Raw genomic sequence first — 17579 nt, 5'->3', positions numbered from 1 at the left:
CGTGACGATGGAAAATCACCGCATTGCCGAGGCCTTTTCTCACTGGCGTCAGTGTCAAAGAAACGCCAAACTTGGTGCGCTGGAAGCAGCCGCCGAGGGGCTATTCGACCCCAATGCCGTGATCCACATGTGTCACCCTTTCGGGGACATGACAGGTGCGTCGCAATGGATTCATCAAAGCTATCAGCCTTTGCTCGAAGCCATGCCGGATCTTGAGCGTCGGGATGCCATCGTCATTCATGGAAAAGACCAACACGGTCAGCAATGGATTGGCTGCTGCGGCTATTACTGCGGCACCTTTCTCAGTCCGTTTTTGGATATTCCACCGACCGGGCACTTCACCCACATGCGCTATCACGAGTTCTATCAGATTGCTGGTGACCGCATCGTTCAGGTGCAGGCCATCTGGGATGTGGTCGAAGTGATGATGCAAGCCAATGCCTGGCCAATGGCACCATCGTTAGGACGGGAAGGACTGGTTCCGGGGCCAGCGACCCAAGATGGCGTGAAAGCGTTGTCGTCTGAAACGGATGATACGCCATCCAGCGCCAAGCTTGTTTTAGCGATGCTTAATGATCTGATCCGTCACCCCGCCCATGGTGGCCCCGAGGTGATGAACCTGACGCATTATTGGCACCTAAATCTGACTTGGTATGGCCCAGCGGGTATTGGCACTTGCCGCGGTCTTTCAGGTTTTCGTCATTGGCATCAAATCCCCTTTCTCAATGCGATGCCTGATCGGGGAAAAGTACACAGTGACGCGGATATTCACCTGTTCGCACAAGACAACTATGTCGCGGTAACGGGCTGGCCAAACATGCGACAAACGCTCAGTGCCGATGGCTGGCTGGGCATCGCCCCCTCCGGTCAACAGGTCTCGCTGCGCAGTCTGGACTTCTGGCGTATCGAAGATGGGAAGATCGCTGAAAACTGGGTTTTGGTCGACCTTATAGATGTTTACGCCCAGCTCGGCGTAGACGTTTTTGGCAGACTGAAGGAATTCAACAAAGCCAGACCGCACCGTGCGGTCGAATTACCAAAGGAAGTATTATGACCATTGCCCTGCCCAAAACCCCTTCATTTGACCTCACTGGCATGCGTGCATTAGTCACGGGCGCGTCGTCAGGAATTGGTCTCGCGTGCGCAACGGCTCTGGCGCGAGCAGGTGCACATGTCACCTTGATGGCACGAAGAAAAGACCAGCTAGTGGCCCTTCAGCAAGCCATGGCTGACGAAGGGTTACATGCAGAAGCGCTGCCCTTGGACATGACAGATCTTGCTGCGCTAGAGCGTGAAATGAACGCCCGCGAGCCTTTTGATGTGGTACTCAACTCAGCAGGCTTGGCTAAGCACTCACCCGCTGTTGATACCCAGTCCGATGACTACGACCAGGTCTTCAACCTCAATGTGAAAGCGGCCTATTTCCTGTTCCAGTTTGCTGCCAAAAAGCTCATTGCCGCGGGCAGGCCGGGCAGCCTGATTTCGATTTCCAGCCAGATGGCACATGTCGGTGGTCTTGATCGCGCCGTTTACTGCGCCAGCAAACATGCCGTCGAAGGGTTTACCAAAGCCATGGCAATAGAGTGGGGTAAACAAGGCATTCGCGTGAATACCGTTTGCCCCACTTTCATTAAAACCGACCTCACCGCATCGACGTTTGCGGACCCGGAAAAGCGCGCCTGGATAGAAAGCCACATCAAACTCGACCGCGTTGGCGAAGTGGAAGATTTGATGGGCGCTGTGGTTTATCTCGCTTCAAATGCCTCAGCCATGGTGACAGGAACCTCGCTGAAAGTAGACGGAGGTTGGACAGCAGAATAATGGCAAACGATAAAGTGACCTCAACCGACGTCGCCAAACGTGCAGGCGTCAGCCAGTCCGCCGTCAGCCGGGTGTTTACACCGGGCGGTTCGGCGTCGAAAAAAACCATCGAGAAGGTCAAAAAGGCCGCAGAAGAGCTCGGATACAGGCCAAACGTTTTAGCTCGCGCCATGGTCTCGGGCAAAAGCCGGGTCATTGGCTTGGTTGTCGCTTATCTCAATAACCAGTTCTATCCCGAAGCGCTGGAAAAGCTCTCCAATCAGCTACAGGAGCAGGGCTACCATGTCCTGATCTTCATGGCGAACAACTCGGATAGTGTTATCGAGGAAGTGATTGAAGAGATCCTGGATTATCAGGTCGATGGCATCATCGCCGCATCCGTCGATTTATCCTCGGAGCTTGCTGCACGCTGTCGCTCAGTGGGTGTACCTATCGTTCTTTTTAACCGCTCTCAACAAGGCGATGATTTCTCTTCTGTCACCTCTGACAATTTCAGTGGCGGCATTGCTGCTGCAGAGTTTCTTGTCGCCGGTGGCCATAAAAAAATTAGCTACATTGCTGGGCTAGATTGCACATCCACCCAACGTGACCGGGAAATTGGCTTCCGTGCCGGATTGCAGCAGGCAGGTATTGATGTTCACTCCCGAGGCGATGGCATGTTCGACATGGACAAAGCTCGTGAAGCAACCCGCGCGATGTTCAAGAACGATCCGCCCGACGCTGTGTTTGTGGCCAATGATCACATGGCCTTGGCCGTCATGGACACCATCCGTTTTGAGCTCGGCCTTCGCGTTCCAGAAGACGTGTCCGTGGTTGGGTTTGACGATGTTCCCGCCGCTTCATGGCCTGCTTACAACCTCACCACACTGGCGCAACGCGCCGACATCATGGTGAGTGAAACCGTCAGAATTTTGCTGCAACAGATCAGCCATGAGAACGATGCACCTCAGAAGGTTGCCATTGGTTCGCCGTTGATCGTCCGCGGCTCAGCCAGATTACCGAAGGGATACACATCATGAAGGGCTTTAACGAAAAGTTTGTCGACTTTCCGGACTACATTCTTGGCATCACTAAGGAGATTTGGGAAGGCCGAAATCTTGCCTCACTGCACGACTATTATGCGGAAGATATTGTGGTTCGAACACCTGCAGGGCTCTCAGTAGGTAACCGTGATGTGATTGCCCAAACTGCGGGGATCCTCAACGAGCTGCCCGACAGAACGCTTTTTGGGGAAGACGTTATATGGAGTGGCTCACCAGAAGAGGGAATGCTTTCGTCCCACCGCATTCTGTCAGAAGCCACGCACATGCATGACGGCCAGTTTGGCAAAGCGACAGGAACAAAACTGCGCTACCGCATCATTGCCGACTGCCATGCCATCAATAACCAAATCAATGATGAGTGGCTGATCCGCGATCTCGGCGCCATCGTCCGCCAGCTTGGCCACGATCCAAAAGCCTTTGCGATTCAACAAATCGCCGAACAGGGCGGCTCTGAACACTGCGCTTACCCCTTCACACCGGCAACCGATCAGGCAGGGCCCTACTTAGGGAAAAGCAATGACAACGTATGGGGACAGCGCTACACCGATGTCCTGACCCGTATGATGAATGCCGAATTATCCTGCATTCCAGAGTGCTATGACCGCGCCTGTCAGGCGGAGTATCCCGGCGGAATCACGGTCAATTCGTGGGGACCTATCGACCAGTTCTGGATTGGACTCCGCGCCAGTTTTCCGAACGCCACGTTCAAGATTGAACACCAGATTGGACGGGAAGACCCGCTCATGCCACCACGTGCTGCTCTGCGTTTCTCGCTCCATGGGACACACGATGGTTGGGGCTACTTTGGCCAGCCGTCCGGTGCCGAGGTTTACGTGATGGCCGCTGCCCATGCCGAATTTGGGCCTTATGGCATCCGGCGGGAGTTTGTGGTGTTCGATGAAACGTCTATCTGGAAACAAATCGCCCTGCACACAGGTTGAAGTCAGTTATCAGGCTCGCGCCTACAAGGAGAAAATAATGGAACAGCCTCAATGGGTGAGATTCGGCGAATTGATCCCGTGTCGTACAGCCTTTATCGATGCACATACACCGGGTTCCTCCGAAAAGGAGAACTTCACGATTATTGGCGGTGGTGTGTCGGAAAGCCCTGATCAGCACGTACACATCAACGCCACGCCGGGCTTCAATATTGGCGCGGCAGGCCAACCTCCCCGCTGTTTCAACTCTCTGCACTCCCACAATACGGCGGAGGTGTTCTTTGTCTTGAAAGGACGCTGGCGTTTCTTTTGGGGAGAAACCGGCGAAGACGGTGAAGTCGTCCTGGAAGAAGGGGACATTTTCAATATTCCTACCCGCTTATTCCGTGGCTTTGAAAACATCGGTAGCGATTACGGAATGATCATGTCGATATTGGGTGGCGATGATGCCGGCGGCGGCGTCATTTGGGCACCGCACGTCCGCGAGGCCGCTCAGGAACATGGCTTAATCCTCAGTGAAACAGGCCGACTTTACGACGCTAAGCGCGGTGAGTCGCTGCCAAGTGGAGAGAATGAAATGCCTCTTCCTCAGCAGGACTGGCTTGACACTCTACTCCGCCCAGATGCGAGGACCGTGGTGAAGTATTACGTCGCCCGCTACTGGGACATGATGGCCATGTCTTCCCAAGGCGCTGTGAGTGTCATTGGCGAGCATGGCTTATTGATCGACAAGCCGGGTTTTGAAGTCGACTTTCTTTCCCGTCAGTCAACGCTACCCGAAACACTTCACGCAGAAAAAGATGTGGTCCTAATGGTGATGCGAGGACATTGGTCTGTCAGTTGGCAAGACAAGACAGAAATCTTCAATCCTGGTGACACTATTTGGCTTCCCGGAGGCACCGACTACTCACTCAAGGTCACTGCCTCCGGTGAGGCCAGCCTTTTTCGTGTCACGCGCACTGATGATCCTGCTGGCCTGACTTGGACTGGGGAAGACGTATGAATGAGCCATTAGTCCTGCTTCCCGGCATGATGTGCGATCACCGCCTGTTTGAGCATCAGGTTGCTTCATTGGGTGAAGAACGTGAAGTGATCGTGATGAATATCGAAGGTCATAACAGCATGTCAGCGCTCGCAGCGGAAGTATTGGAAAACGCCCCCGAGAAGTTCGCACTGGGTGGTCTTTCAATGGGCGGCATATTGGCAATGGAAGTCTTCCATCAAGCACCGGAGCGTATCACCCGACTCGCTTTGATGGACACCAATCCCCGCGCTGAACTCGACGAAGTGAAAGAAGGCAGAAAAGCGCACCTTGCCCGCACCGCTAACGGTGAAATGTTGAACGTGATGCAGGAGGTCATGATCCCTAAATACGTTCACCGCGACATCCCGCGTCCTGATATCGAAAAGCTATGCCTTGAGATGGCAGCAAACCTTGGCGACACCTGCTTTATTAATCAGTCGCTCGCCCTTCGCGATCGCCCGGATCAGCAGGACACACTGCGCACGGTAACCGTTCCTACCCTGATATTGATGGGAGAAGACGACCAGCTCTGTCCGAGAGATCGACACGACACCATGAAGTCGCTCATTCCCCATGCTGATTTCATCATTATTCCTTTTGCCGGGCATTTGCCCACACTTGAAAAACCGGAGGCAACCACACGTGTCCTGCACGCTTGGTTGAACGCTTAATGGATAAAAAGCTCTATAAACTCTTACTGAGTGTCGACACACCCACAGTCTGTAATGCAATAGAAGTGGCGCAGGGAGCGCGCGGTTTTGACCAGTTTACACGAGGTACACTGCTTGCTTCCGACCCCACCAGCAAAGCCATGGTCGGCTATGCGAAAACCGCGCAGATTGCCGCCATTGAACCTTCCAGCTTACCGCCGGAAGACGTTAAAGCGCTGCGCATGCAGTACTACAAATATATGTCCGAAGGCCCATTCCCTTCCGTCACTGTGATTGAAGATACGGATTACCCCGACGCTATCGGTGCCTTTTGGGGGGAAATCAATACCAATGTCCACAAAGGCTTTGGCATTTCAGGCGTCTTGACCAATGGCGTTATGCGCGATTTAGGCGATTTACCAGAAGATTTCCCTGTGCTGGCCGGTTCTATCGGCCCCAGCCACGCCTTTGTACATGTTGAATCAATAGCACAACCCGTCAATGTCTTTGGCTTAACAGTCTCTGAAGGTGACCTTGTCCACGCTGACCGACACGGCGCCGTGGTGATTCCAAAAGACGTGATTCCCAAACTGGAACAAGCCATCCAAACCTTGCTCAAAAACGAACAAATTGTGTTGCAAGCTTCGAAGGAAGACGGCTTCGACTTTGCGCGGTTTGAACAGGCCTGGGCGGAGTTCGAACGGGTCAGAACCTAACATCTTTCAGCTGCGCATTCCGCGTAGCTTTTTCCTCGCGCTTTTATGCGCGTCAATGAATGCGACACGGCTAAAAACAAGGAGTACACCATGAAGTTGTCAATGTTGATCACTGTCATAGCCGGACTTTTCACTGCCAGCGCCTCAATGGCTGATACCACCATCCGAATTGGGCATGCCACACCGGAAGTCTCCCCAATTCACCAATCGCTGCTCTATTTTGAAAAGGAAATCGAGAAGCGTTCCAACGGTGACATTGAGGTCGAAATATATCCCGGCGGACAGCTTGGCGGCGTAAGGGAAATGACGGAGCTCGTGCAATCTGGAAACATCACCATGGCAACCGGCGCGTCCGTGCATTTGTCATCCACCGTTAACGAACTCGCGGTGCTGGATCAGTTCCTGCTGTTTGCTGATGAAGAAACCGCGCGCAACGTGCTGGATGGCAAAGCCGGTGAATCCCTCGGCAAGGCCATGGAAAAGCAAGGCCTCAAGTCAATGGGCTTTATGGAACTGGGCTTTCGAAGCTTTACCAACAACCGCGCGCCACTGGACAGCTACGAAGCGTTTGAAGGCTTGAGAATGCGCTCAGCGGATAACCCAATTGCGATTAAAGCGTGGCGCTCTGTTGATGCCGTGCCGATTGCGCTGGCATGGGGTGAGATCTACTCATCGCTTCAACAAAACCTCATTTTCGGTCAGGAAAGTGCGTTGTCTTCTATGCTCGTTGAGCGTTTCTTCGAAGTGCAGGATTACGTGTCTCTCACCAACCACATCTACTGGCCTGAGCTTTGGATGGCAAACCTTGAGTGGTACCAGGATCTCAGCGATAAAGACCGTAAACTCATCGATGAAGTCGCCCGTGAAACCATTTTGCTTCAGCGCGACCTTACCCTAAAAACCAACAATGAAACGCTGGCAGCACTGAAAGAAAAAGGGCTGAAAGTGAATGAGCTTCCTCTTGCTGACCGCGAGCGCTTGGGTAAAACCATGAATGCGGCGATAGAAAGTGACATTCGCGAGAAAGTCGGCAGCGATTTCTACGACGAATTCATGTCCAACCTACAACAGTGATAAGTACCTAGGGTCTGTTGACCCTTGGTGATGGTTTTTGCAGTAGTTTGTGGGGATTTTATGCAAAGCAGAGGCTTCGATGTGCAGTTGGCCTGCATGAGAAGCCGATAACGCAGCAGCAAGTCTCCACAAGCGCTGCCCTGCAAAAAACGTAAAAGGAAGTCTGTATGTTCCGATTTCTGGAAAAGTACTTCGAACCAACCGTGATTGTTGCCAGTCTGGTGACCATCATCATCACTGTGTTCGCTGACGTGATAGCAAGGTTCGCTTTTTCCACCTCTATCGTCGTGGCGAATGAGATTGCAAGGCTGTGCTTTGTGTACCTCATCTACTTTGGCATCAGCTATGCCATCCGTGAACACAGACACATGCGAGTGACCTTCTTCGTCGACAAATTCCCTTCGCAGTTCAAACGCCTCATCTTGTTTGTCAGCGAGTCAATTTTCCTCGTTTACTCTGTGACGGTCTGCGTGCTGGGTGTCGAAATCACACAGCAGGCTATCGCTCGCGGAAAAACACTCTCTGCAACTCAGTGGCCAACATCCATCCTTTACGCCGCGATTATCTTTTCCGGCCTACTGTGCTCACTAAGACTCCTCTACTCTCTTTACCAAATTGGCGTAAAGGGCGACATTTCGCTGTACCAAAATGAGGAGATGCCACAATGACGTCACTGATCCTCTTTCTCAGTTTCTTCGGTATGTTGCTTATAGGTGTGCCTATCGGCATCGCGCTGGGCTCAGCCTCACTGATAGCCATCATGTACATCCCTTTCCTCAAACCTGATTTGTATGCGCTCGGCCTTGTCAGCGGCATCAACAGTTTCACGCTGATCGCTGTGGTGCTCTTTACGCTTGCCGGGAACATCATGAGTAAGGGCGGTATTTCCAAGCGTTTAATCGCAGTCGCTGATACCCTATTCGGCCGTGCGCCGGGAGACTTAGGCACGGTGACCATCATGGCATGCCTATTCTTCGCCGCCATTTCGGGCACAGGCTCTGCCACTGTGGCGGCAGTTGGGTTAGCCATGATTCCAGCTTTGGTTAAACGTGGCTATGACCGCGCCTATGCCGGTGCCATGGTCGCCAGTGCCGGTGGTTTAGGTGTGATGATACCACCCTCTGTGGTGATGATTGTGTATGCGGTAGCGGCAGGAGTATCAGTTACCGCCCTCTTTATGGCGGGGATCCTGCCGGGGCTTGTTATCGCGTTAACCTTGATGACCTACAACTACTTTTACCGCAAGCAGGCCAAACAGGTAAACATGGCAGAGCAACGGCCAGCCGCCACTGGAAAAGAAATTTTCCACGTGCTGAACGAGGCGAAGCTCGCACTGATTATGCCCGTGGTGATCTTGGGCGGGATATACGGCGGCATAGTCACGCCTACGGAATCGTCTGCCGTGGCAGTCGTCTATGCCTTGGTGGTGTCTTGTCTGGTTTATCGCGAATTACCGCTCAAGGCACTGCCAAAGATCATGCTGGAATCGGCCATGTTGGTGTCCGCTGTCTTGGTAATCATCGGTGCATCTGTGGCGTTCGGTCGCATCATCGCGCTGGAGAAAATTCCGACAGAGCTAGCACAGTTTGTTCTTTCGATCACCGAGAACAAGTACTTGGTGCTGGTGGCGATTCTGGTCTTGCTGCTGATTATCGGTACCTTCCTCGAAACCCTCGCTTCCATTGTCATCCTAACGCCAGTGCTGTTGCCTGTGTTAACCAAGCTACAGGTTGATTTGGTACACTTTGGTATTGTGATGATCGTGGCGCTCGCCATCGGATTTGTTACTCCACCCTTGGGGGCAAACCTCTTTATGGCCGCACAGGTTGGGGAGATACCCTTCGAGCGGATAGCCAGGCGCATTTTGCCTTGGGTTGCCGTGTTGATAGGTGCTTTGCTTATCATCACCTTTGTGCCCGCAATATCGCTGATTCTTCCCACGCTCTTTCTCGGGTACGGGTAGTCCACAAGCGATAACGAAATACCTTTAAGAAGCCATCCGTTAGGGTGGCTTTTTTATCTATCCAGCGATTGACTAAATAGTTCGTCTAAACACATAAATTTCCTATTAATGTTAAATGTTCTCAGTTGACGTCTCTTGATATAAAAACCATTCATTAATCATATAAAAATAAAAGTACTTTAAATAATCTAAAAGACTCCTATTTCCAAAATCATTATCTAACGGTAGATTCTACCTCATTATCACGTAGCTACTTACTCTTACAATCTCAGTATCATAATTTACTTTTGATTATGCTACTTGATTTTGCGACTATCTTTTCATGTTCTTTAGGAATTCCATTATGATTTCAGTAACACTTGTTGATGATCACTTAGTAGTTCGATCTGGCTTTTCTCAATTGTTGTCGGTAGAAGATGATATTGAAGTTCATAGTGAATTTGGTAGTGCAAAGGAAGCCTTTCACTCACTCTCAGTCTCAGATGTGGATGTCGCAATTATAGATGTGTCCATGCCGGATGAAAGTGGTTTAGTATTGCTTGAGAAAATACGTACAAAGAAGCCAGATTTTAAGGCAATTATTTTGAGTATTTATGATTCGGCTACTTTTGTTAAAAAAGCCCTTGAAGTAGGTGCATATGGCTATCTATCAAAACGTTGTGGTCCAGAAGAACTTGTTACCGCTATACGCACTGTAGCCAAAGGAGACCACTATCTCTGTACTGACGCACTTATCAATTTAAGCAATGCCTCAGTAGAACCAAATGTATTGCTGGCTCTAACAAAAAGGGAAAGAGAGGTCTTTGAACACCTCATTCTAGGAAAGAATGTAAAAAAAATCGGGGCAGAGCTCTATATTAGTCATAAAACAATTCACGTCCATAGAGCTAATATCCTCAGTAAGTTAGGGCTATCAAGCAATGTTGATTTGATTCGCTTTGCTCTACAACACAAGTTACTCGATGATGACCCTCTATGAATGAAACAAAGCTAACCCGTCAGTCTCTACTCAACATATCCACGAAAGGTTTTGTGTATGTGTTTGCTTTGTTTTTGTATCTAATCAGTTGGTTCTGTCTCTGGAATATTAGCCAGTACTTTCTCACCGATTTCATCTTGTCAGCCCTTTTCTTGCCTTCAGGATTAAAGCTTGCAGCTCATGTACTTAGTGCCCGACACTTCCTACCCTTATATACTCTTGGCGAGATGGGACTTATTGCCTTTCTTATATTTCTTCTTGATGAGCCTGGCTCTACCTTAATCCTGTTATTTTTTTCAGTTGTCGGGCATACGCTGTCTATTGCGTTTCGAAACATATGGAAGGATCTAGATGTTTATTGGGTACGAATCGTGGCGCTTTGCTATCTGGTTTTTTTCTACTCGACTATTTGTGGTATCTCATTAATTTTATTGAGTAAGCCACTTGACTGGGAAGTCAGCTACGCGCTGAGTGGTGCTGTTTCAGCCCTAACGGGCGGTATCCTCTTGGTACCCTTCTTTTACCTTCTTTACGACTATGTTTTTCGTCACGCTTGGCAGCCTCTAAGTCCGGTTTTAATTAATCAGGGAGTGGTGCTTCGTCCTTCAGCGATTGTTTGGTGCATGTTCTTTTTCTGTGTTGGTATGTTTGCAGAGCTGGTTTTACTCGAGGATATGAAGCCACAAGCCCTTCTCATTTTTATGCTGCCTAATATTTTTATGGCCTATCGCTACGGGTGGCAAGGTGCAGTGTTAGCTTCGGTAATGAACAGTATCTTACTTGCCACGGCGAAACACCTATCGGGACCTTTTGATACAGTTTTGGAATTACAGAGCTTTATTTTCACTCAAGCAGTGATCGGATTAGGACTTGGTATTGGGATCAGTCGCCAATACCAGCTTTCCCATAAGCTACAGATCGTAAATAAAAATTTACAAAAGGAACTAAAATCAAAGAACCTTTTGGCCCAACAACTCGTTCACTTAGAGGAAGGCATCAGAAAATCACTGGCCAGAGAGTTGCACGACGAAATTGGTCAGAACATCACTGCCATTCAAATCCAGAGTATGTTGGCAAAACGATTGGCACTGACACCTGATGCTAAGAAAGTGGCTATCACAATTAATGATATGGCCATGCGAATTCACTCCTCTACTCGTCAACTCCTTAATCAGCTACGCCCCCAAATTTTAGATGAAATGGGTATTGAAGAGGCCATCCGCCAACTCGTAGATGAAATGGGCTTTAAAGAGAGAAACATAAGCTTTCGGCTAACCTTTGGAATACAAGAAGAAAAGTTAGATGAAGTGGTTGCTGTTACCCTGTATCGCATTACTCAAGAGCTTTTAAATAACATCTGCAAACATTCTGGAGCCACTCGCGTATACCTAACCCTACTTCCTGGTAGTCAGTTCGTCTTAGAACTAAAAGATAACGGGATTGGGCTACCAGAAAATTGGAGATCAAAAGGTCATGGTCTAAAGGGCGTTGAGGAGAGAATTCAAGCACTTGGGGGGAACATCAGTATTCACAGCAATAAAAACGGTAGCCAAATCACAGTTAAATTACCTATAAGGCTCAACGAAAACGATCAAAACTAGGAATTTTTCCTATTAATTTATAAATCAGTCTGATTTATTTCCTTTATTTTAAAATTAATATGATTTGAGTTCCTAAGGGGAAGCGATGACTTCAGAAAATAGGTTTAGTTCTCAAGAAATAAATGAAATATATACCTATTGGCGTATACATCTAATGGTCGCTATGTATATCGGCTACGGGGTATTTTATTTCACTCGAAAGAGCCTAAGTTTTACAATGCCTATTATGGAGGAAGAACTTGAGCTGAGTACTGCTGATTTCGGTACACTAGGGACCCTCTTTTACATAACATATGGGATCTCTAAGTTTCTTTCTGGAATTTTTAGCGATCAAAGTAAGCCAAGTTATTTTATGGGATTGGGTCTTATTGCTACAGGCATTATTAATATCTTATTCGGATTTAGTTCTTCACTTGCTACTTTTTCTATTCTCTGGGTATTAAATGCAATTTTTCAAGGCTGGGGTTGGCCACCGTGTGCAAAAATATTAACACACTGGTATTCACGATCTGAACGGGGTTTCTGGTGGTCTATATGGAATACTTGTCACAGCCTAAGTGGAGTGATTATACCTATATCTATTGCAGTAATTGTTGTTAATTGGGGTTGGCGTAGCGGTTTCATTGCTATAGGAATATTTGCAATTACTGTTGGAGCCATTCTCTGCTTTAGATTAAAAGACAAGCCAATAAGCCTTGGGCTACCAAGTGTAGGAGATTGGCGAAATGATGAATTAGAAAGACAGCAAGAACGAGAGGGCCAGCATTTAAAATTTACAAAAATAATTAGTACCTATGTGATTTTCAATAAGTACATATGGCTACTATGTGGCTCTTATCTTTTAGTCTATGTCGTCCGTATTGCGATTAATGATTGGGGAAATTTATATCTTATCAAACGCCACGAATACGAGTTAATTACTGCTAACACTGTGGTATCTATGTTTGAAGTGGGTGGAATTTTCGGATCACTCCTAGGAGGCTGGGGGTCAGATCGTTTTTTTCAAGGTAATCGTGCACCCATGATTTTAATTTTTTCGCTAGGTATTTTCGTTTCTGTTGCGGCGCTATGGCTGACACCTCTCAATAACATTTGGGTTTTATCAGGCTGTTTATTCTCAGTTGGCTTTTTTGTTTTTGGTCCTCAGTTACTGATTGGTATGTCAGCGGCCGAGTGTTCACACAAAGATGCCGCAGGCACAGCAACCGGATTTGTTGGCTTGTTTGGCTATCTTGGCGCAGCCCTCTCTGGGTACCCGCTTGCGGTAGTGATAGAGAGTTTTAGTTGGGAAGGCTTTTTTGCAGTTATCACGCTCTGCTCTGCGTCGATCGGATTGCTGATTTTGCCTTTCTTAAATGTACAACAACGGGCAGGGACTGCCGATACTTAGACAATCATATTCCCTCTCGTTGGTATTCAAAACCGGCCCTAGTAGGTCGGAACAACAAGAGGAAATTGCAATGAAAGCCAGATTAAAACATTACCCACTTATACCCAGCATTCTTGGATCGATATTTTTTACATCTCACGTTACAGCTGAAGGACGCTTAGTCGTATATTGCAGTACAACTAATACTATGTGCGAAGCAGCAACAAAAGCATTTTCAGAAAAGTACGATATCGACACATCATTCATACGAAGCAGTTCAGGTAGTACATTAGCTAAAATCGAAGCAGAAAAGAAAAACCCTCGTGCAGATGTTTGGTACGGCGGTACGCTCGATCCTCAATCTCAAGCAGGCGAAATGAATCTGCTTCATGCATATAAGTCACCCCAGCTCAAATTCATCATGGAAGAATTTCGAGATCCAGCAAAGCGGAAAGGTAATTACTCTTCCGCAGTTTACATGGGTATTCTCGGTTTCGGAGTTAACAAAGACCGACTAGCAGAAAAAGGGTTGCCTATCCCACGCTGTTGGAAAGATTTAACCAAACCTATCTATAAAGACGAAATTCAGATTGCTGATCCACAAAGTTCAGGTACTGCCTACACCGCTCTTGCAACTTTTATTCAGCTCTGGGATGAAGAAAAAGCCTTTTCATACTTTAAAGAACTAGGCAAAAACGTTTCTCAATACACTAAATCTGGTGTCGCGCCATCAAGGAATGCTGCTCGCGGTGAAATTGCAATAGGTATTGGCTTTTTGCATGACTATTCATTGGAGCAATCCAAAGGAGCGCCTTTGGAGCTTATATCACCTTGTGAGGGTACTGGATATGAGATTGGGGGAGTGAGCATTCTCAAAGGTGCCAGAAACTTAAGCAACGCCGAGAAATTTCTTAATTTCGTGCTCTCTAGAGAAGGGCAGGAAACAGCTTGGAAGAAAGGAGAAACATTCCAGATATTGACGAATACAACCGCCGAGCAGTCACCAAGTGCGCTTAATCCGAAACAACTGAACCTCATCAATTATGACATGAGCAAGTATGGTGCTTCCGCTGAACGTAAGCGATTGATTAATAAATGGGTAAATACAGTTAAAAGAGGTCAGTGATCTGATCGGTAGATTTCCTGCCAAATATTAACTTCTGTAGGTGCAGCGCCTTGGCGCCTGCACCTAACGCCTTCAAGTATTCAGGTACCAACAATGAACGAACTTACAGAATGCAGCCATACCATTACTGCAAAACGGGATCCTGTATTTTATTGGATAATGATTCTACCAGTGGCCTTTATCCTTCTACCTATTTTTTCTCTAGACTGGGGTTTTTTTGAATCTACTTCTGAAGAGTTTCATGACGCAATGGGCTGGAGCAGCGTAAACATCTCATGGATATGGTTCTCCATACCAGCCATACTGCTTATACGGCCTATTTCGCCCTTAGATAAGCACGCCAAAAAGCGCCACTACTTAGATATCGGATTTAGTGCCTTCTGCATGCTTTTTGTGGTGCTTTCTTCATGGTATACAGAACAAGGCTTGGGCTATGCCACGATTGCGCTTTTCATTGTACTTGGCGCCATTATGACCCTAGCATTTTCACGTCTAGAATATCTAGGCGGTGATACTTTTGTGATTGGATCAATTATCACCATCGTGCTTCTAATCACCACATTTATTATCTTTCCGAGTATCTCTATCTTTATTCCTATGTTTCAGAATGATCTGGGAGCATTTACTCCTTGGCAGTTCTTAGAAATTTTAGGACAAGCTCAGATCACTCAAATTATTCTAAATTCCATTATGCTAGGCACAACTGTCGGTATAGGGGCTACTTTCTTCGGTCTCATTTTTGCTATTTACACCAGCCGGATAGCAAAGCGCAGTGCTTTTATCGCAAGGGTGTTTTCGATATTGCCGATAGTCACTCCACCGTTTGTCGTTGGCCTCGGTGTAACGCTAATGCTGGGGCGATCTGGCTATATTACCGAGTTGATGGCGGACAGCTTCGGCTTGACCCAAACCAACTGGTTATACGGTTTTACAGGGATCTGTTTAGCACAAGTGCTCGCGTTTTCACCGATGTCATTTATGATCCTTGATGGCGCGATGAAATCGCTACATCCATCACTCGAAGAAGCCTCCTATACACTGCGTGCCAATCGATACCAGACGTTTTTTAAGGTCGTCATACCATTACTCAAGCCTGCAATGGCCAACAGCTTTTTAATAATCTTTGTTCAGTCGCTGGCGGATTTCAGTAACCCCTTAGTACTCGGAGGTAGCTTTGATGTTCTAGCCACTCAAATCTACTTCTATATAGCTGGTGCACAGCTAGATTATGCCTCCGCCAGTACTCTCGGCGCAGTCTTATTGCTGTTTTCTCTAGCTATTTTCGTCGTACAGTATCTTTGGATCGGGAAGAGGTCATATGTGACAGTTTCCGGTAAGTCCTATCGAGGAGAGGTACAACCCCTTCCAAGCACGCTCAAAGCCCTAGTATCAGGTATGCTCTACGTGTGGATGGCATTTAACGTCCTGCTCTATGGAAGCATCATATTCGGTAGTTTTACCGTTAACTGGGGAGTAGATTACAGCCTTACCTTTGCAAACTATATCAATCTATTCGGCATGGGGATCGGAGAAGGGGCATGGCCATCATTTCTAACCACATTAACCTACGCAGCTATTGCCTCACCATTAACAGCAATTTTTGGCCTACTCATTGCCTACATCGTTGCACGCCAGCAGTTCCACGGTAAGAAAGTCATTGAATTCACCACAATGCTCTGTTTCGCGGTACCAGGTACCGTTGCTGGTGTCTCATATATCTTAGCGTTTAACGACGCACCGGTTTACCTAACTGGTACTGCAGCAATAGTCGTGATCTCTATGGTAATGCGCAATATACCTGTGGGTATACGCTCTGGCATTGCAGGGTTAGGTCAGTTAGACAAATCACTGGACGAAGCATCTCTCAGCCTGCGCGCTAACTCATTCAAGACCATCGTGAACATCCTACTACCATTGCTGCGACCGGCGATATTATCAACCATGGTGTACAGCTTTGTCAGAGCAATGACGACAGTAAGCGCGATCATCTTCCTTGTAACGCCCGAAACGCGTGTTGCTACATCGTATATTTTAAACCGAGTGGAGGATGGCGAATACGGTATTGCCATCGCATACGGCTCAATCTTAATAGTGGTGATGCTCGTTATCATCTTAGCTTTTGATTTTCTTGTTGGTGAAGCGCGGATCTCTCGTTCCCAAGCCAAAAACCAAGAGTAATGTTTGGAGAGTTTATTCATGGAAAATGAAAACTATGTAGTACTCAAAAATGTCTGCAAGCGTTTTGGAGATAAAACGGTGATTGGAGAGTTGAATCTTGAAATTAAAAAAGGATCACTCGTGACATTACTTGGGCCATCCGGCTGCGGAAAAACCACCGCTCTTCGCCTTGTTGCAGGCTTAGAAAAGCCAACTTCAGGACAAATATTTATCGACGGTGAAGATGTCACGAATACGTCGATCCAGGACAGAGATATCTGTATGGTTTTCCAGTCCTACGCTTTATTCCCACATATGTCACTTTTCGATAACGTAGCATATGGCCTAAAAATGCTCGGCCTGCCAAGAGAGGAAATCCTCCGCCGAGTGAATGAAGCCTTAAAATTGGTAGACCTTGAAGGCTTTGGGGGGCGCTACGTTGACCAAATCTCCGGTGGTCAGCAGCAGCGGGTTGCTCTCGCTCGTGCACTCGTGCTTAAACCTAAAGTGCTGCTTTTCGATGAGCCCTTAAGTAATTTAGATGCCAACCTACGCCGGAATATGCGTGAGACCATTCGCGACCTTCAAAAACGTTTTAACATTACCTCAATATATGTAACCCACGACCAGTCTGAAGCATTTGCTGTATCAGATACAGTAATTGTAATGAAGGATGGAGACATCATGCAGCAGGGGTCTCCTATTGATTTGTATAAATATCCGGCATCCATGTTTATGGCTAGCTTCATGGGAGAAGCAAACATCTTTGAGGGCGTGTTTGACGGTGAGCAAATCAACATAAGTGGGTATCAATTTCCGGTAGAAAAGGACAAAGTAGCTGGAATTGAACCAGGCCAGTATCAGATTGGTGTCCGCCCAGAAGCAATCACGCTACAAAACGATGGGGAAGCGTCTCAACAGTGCCAGGTGGAGAGTGTTGCGTATATGGGCTCTATGTACGAAGTCATGGTGAGATGGAAAGACTATGAACTCCTCCTTCAGATCAACTCGTCCAAATTTGACCCATCTTTTGCCGATCATGTTTACTTAGAAATCGCTCCTAAAGGTGTTTTCTTGCTTCCACCAGAAGTCAGTTAAACGTCATCTATCTTGTCTGT

At 47.7% G+C, this 17579-nt stretch carries 16 protein-coding genes; all 16 read left to right on the top strand.

The genetic code is table 11. The features are described from left to right. Positions 1-7: 7 nt before the first annotated feature. The 16 genes from VP504_RS20140 to fbpC all read left to right on the top strand — a co-directional run bounded on the left by VP504_RS20140 (position 8) and on the right by fbpC (position 17559). Complete coding sequence (locus tag VP504_RS20140) at positions 8-1054, top strand: ester cyclase (protein WP_325895454.1); 1047 nt, start codon at positions 8-10, stop codon at positions 1052-1054. Continuing rightward, complete coding sequence (locus VP504_RS20135; RefSeq protein ID WP_325895164.1) at positions 1051-1821, top strand: SDR family NAD(P)-dependent oxidoreductase; 771 nt, start codon at positions 1051-1053, stop codon at positions 1819-1821. Before VP504_RS20140 ends, VP504_RS20135 begins: the two co-directional genes overlap by 4 nt. Beyond that, a complete protein-coding gene (locus VP504_RS20130) occupies positions 1821-2840 on the top strand; it encodes a LacI family DNA-binding transcriptional regulator (RefSeq protein WP_251881071.1) in 1020 nt (339 codons plus the stop codon). Before VP504_RS20135 ends, VP504_RS20130 begins: the two co-directional genes overlap by 1 nt. Beyond that, on the top strand, positions 2837-3805 hold the full coding sequence (locus VP504_RS20125; RefSeq protein WP_325895163.1) for a nuclear transport factor 2 family protein: 969 nt from the start codon (positions 2837-2839) through the stop codon (positions 3803-3805). The genes VP504_RS20130 and VP504_RS20125 overlap by 4 nt, the downstream gene beginning before the upstream one ends. A gap of 37 nt (positions 3806-3842) precedes the next feature. Continuing rightward, the gene (locus VP504_RS20120) at positions 3843-4805 is read left to right on the top strand and encodes a cupin domain-containing protein (RefSeq protein ID WP_325895162.1); all 963 of its coding nucleotides are present in this window, start codon (positions 3843-3845) and stop codon (positions 4803-4805) included. After that, positions 4802-5497, top strand: coding sequence for an alpha/beta fold hydrolase (locus tag VP504_RS20115; RefSeq protein ID WP_325895161.1), 696 nt, complete (start codon positions 4802-4804; stop codon positions 5495-5497). The genes VP504_RS20120 and VP504_RS20115 overlap by 4 nt, the downstream gene beginning before the upstream one ends. Further along, positions 5497-6192 carry an RraA family protein gene (locus VP504_RS20110; RefSeq protein WP_325895160.1) on the top strand — a complete coding sequence of 232 codons (696 nt, stop codon included), beginning with the start codon at positions 5497-5499 and terminating at the stop codon, positions 6190-6192. Before VP504_RS20115 ends, VP504_RS20110 begins: the two co-directional genes overlap by 1 nt. A gap of 90 nt (positions 6193-6282) precedes the next feature. Further along, entirely contained in the window at positions 6283-7266 is a 984-nt protein-coding gene (locus tag VP504_RS20105) for a TRAP transporter substrate-binding protein (protein ID WP_251881082.1), read from the top strand. A gap of 167 nt (positions 7267-7433) precedes the next feature. Further along, entirely contained in the window at positions 7434-7934 is a 501-nt protein-coding gene (locus VP504_RS20100) for a TRAP transporter small permease (RefSeq protein ID WP_165012585.1), read from the top strand. Then, positions 7931-9229, top strand: coding sequence for a TRAP transporter large permease (locus VP504_RS20095; RefSeq protein ID WP_325895159.1), 1299 nt, complete (start codon positions 7931-7933; stop codon positions 9227-9229). Before VP504_RS20100 ends, VP504_RS20095 begins: the two co-directional genes overlap by 4 nt. 343 nt (positions 9230-9572) lie before the next feature. Beyond that, on the top strand, positions 9573-10208 hold the full coding sequence (locus VP504_RS20090) for a response regulator (protein WP_325895158.1): 636 nt from the start codon (positions 9573-9575) through the stop codon (positions 10206-10208). Then, positions 10205-11809 carry an MASE1 domain-containing sensor histidine kinase gene (locus tag VP504_RS20085; RefSeq protein WP_325895157.1) on the top strand — a complete coding sequence of 535 codons (1605 nt, stop codon included), beginning with the start codon at positions 10205-10207 and terminating at the stop codon, positions 11807-11809. The genes VP504_RS20090 and VP504_RS20085 overlap by 4 nt, the downstream gene beginning before the upstream one ends. 85 nt (positions 11810-11894) lie before the next feature. Further along, positions 11895-13199, top strand: a complete 1305-nt coding sequence (uhpC, locus tag VP504_RS20080; RefSeq protein ID WP_325895156.1) for an MFS transporter family glucose-6-phosphate receptor UhpC — start codon at positions 11895-11897, stop codon at positions 13197-13199. A 70-nt stretch (positions 13200-13269) separates the two neighbouring features. Next, positions 13270-14304, top strand: coding sequence for an ABC transporter substrate-binding protein (locus VP504_RS20075; RefSeq protein WP_325895155.1), 1035 nt, complete (start codon positions 13270-13272; stop codon positions 14302-14304). 93 nt (positions 14305-14397) lie between these two features. Next, a complete protein-coding gene (locus VP504_RS20070) occupies positions 14398-16482 on the top strand; it encodes an ABC transporter permease (protein ID WP_325895154.1) in 2085 nt (694 codons plus the stop codon). A gap of 18 nt (positions 16483-16500) precedes the next feature. After that, positions 16501-17559 carry a ferric ABC transporter ATP-binding protein gene (gene fbpC, locus VP504_RS20065; RefSeq protein WP_325895153.1) on the top strand — a complete coding sequence of 353 codons (1059 nt, stop codon included), beginning with the start codon at positions 16501-16503 and terminating at the stop codon, positions 17557-17559. Positions 17560-17579: the final 20 nt, after the last annotated feature.

Source organism: Grimontia sp. NTOU-MAR1 (genome assembly GCF_035758505.1).
GTDB lineage: Bacteria > Pseudomonadota > Gammaproteobacteria > Enterobacterales > Vibrionaceae > Enterovibrio > Enterovibrio marinus.
Note: the sequence above shows the minus strand (reverse complement) of the source record. Positions and strands in the feature narration are given on the sequence as shown.

What these genes read in the sequence shown, in the direction of transcription:
- VP504_RS20105 (WP_251881082.1), top strand. Translation starts at nt 6,283, where the DNA reads ATGAAGTTGTCAATGTTGATCACTGTCATAGCCGGACTTTTCACTGCC.
- VP504_RS20095 (WP_325895159.1), top strand. Translation starts at nt 7,931, where the DNA reads ATGACGTCACTGATCCTCTTTCTCAGTTTCTTCGGTATGTTGCTTATA.
- VP504_RS20115 (WP_325895161.1), top strand. Translation starts at nt 4,802, where the DNA reads ATGAATGAGCCATTAGTCCTGCTTCCCGGCATGATGTGCGATCACCGC.
- VP504_RS20075 (WP_325895155.1), top strand. Translation starts at nt 13,270, where the DNA reads ATGAAAGCCAGATTAAAACATTACCCACTTATACCCAGCATTCTTGGA.
- VP504_RS20085 (WP_325895157.1), top strand. Translation starts at nt 10,205, where the DNA reads ATGAATGAAACAAAGCTAACCCGTCAGTCTCTACTCAACATATCCACG.
- VP504_RS20100 (WP_165012585.1), top strand. Translation starts at nt 7,434, where the DNA reads ATGTTCCGATTTCTGGAAAAGTACTTCGAACCAACCGTGATTGTTGCC.
- VP504_RS20130 (WP_251881071.1), top strand. Translation starts at nt 1,821, where the DNA reads ATGGCAAACGATAAAGTGACCTCAACCGACGTCGCCAAACGTGCAGGC.
- VP504_RS20120 (WP_325895162.1), top strand. Translation starts at nt 3,843, where the DNA reads ATGGAACAGCCTCAATGGGTGAGATTCGGCGAATTGATCCCGTGTCGT.
- VP504_RS20110 (WP_325895160.1), top strand. Translation starts at nt 5,497, where the DNA reads ATGGATAAAAAGCTCTATAAACTCTTACTGAGTGTCGACACACCCACA.
- VP504_RS20090 (WP_325895158.1), top strand. Translation starts at nt 9,573, where the DNA reads ATGATTTCAGTAACACTTGTTGATGATCACTTAGTAGTTCGATCTGGC.
- uhpC (WP_325895156.1), top strand. Translation starts at nt 11,895, where the DNA reads ATGACTTCAGAAAATAGGTTTAGTTCTCAAGAAATAAATGAAATATAT.
- VP504_RS20135 (WP_325895164.1), top strand. Translation starts at nt 1,051, where the DNA reads ATGACCATTGCCCTGCCCAAAACCCCTTCATTTGACCTCACTGGCATG.
- fbpC (WP_325895153.1), top strand. Translation starts at nt 16,501, where the DNA reads ATGGAAAATGAAAACTATGTAGTACTCAAAAATGTCTGCAAGCGTTTT.
- VP504_RS20070 (WP_325895154.1), top strand. Translation starts at nt 14,398, where the DNA reads ATGAACGAACTTACAGAATGCAGCCATACCATTACTGCAAAACGGGAT.
- VP504_RS20125 (WP_325895163.1), top strand. Translation starts at nt 2,837, where the DNA reads ATGAAGGGCTTTAACGAAAAGTTTGTCGACTTTCCGGACTACATTCTT.
- VP504_RS20140 (WP_325895454.1), top strand. Translation starts at nt 8, where the DNA reads ATGGAAAATCACCGCATTGCCGAGGCCTTTTCTCACTGGCGTCAGTGT.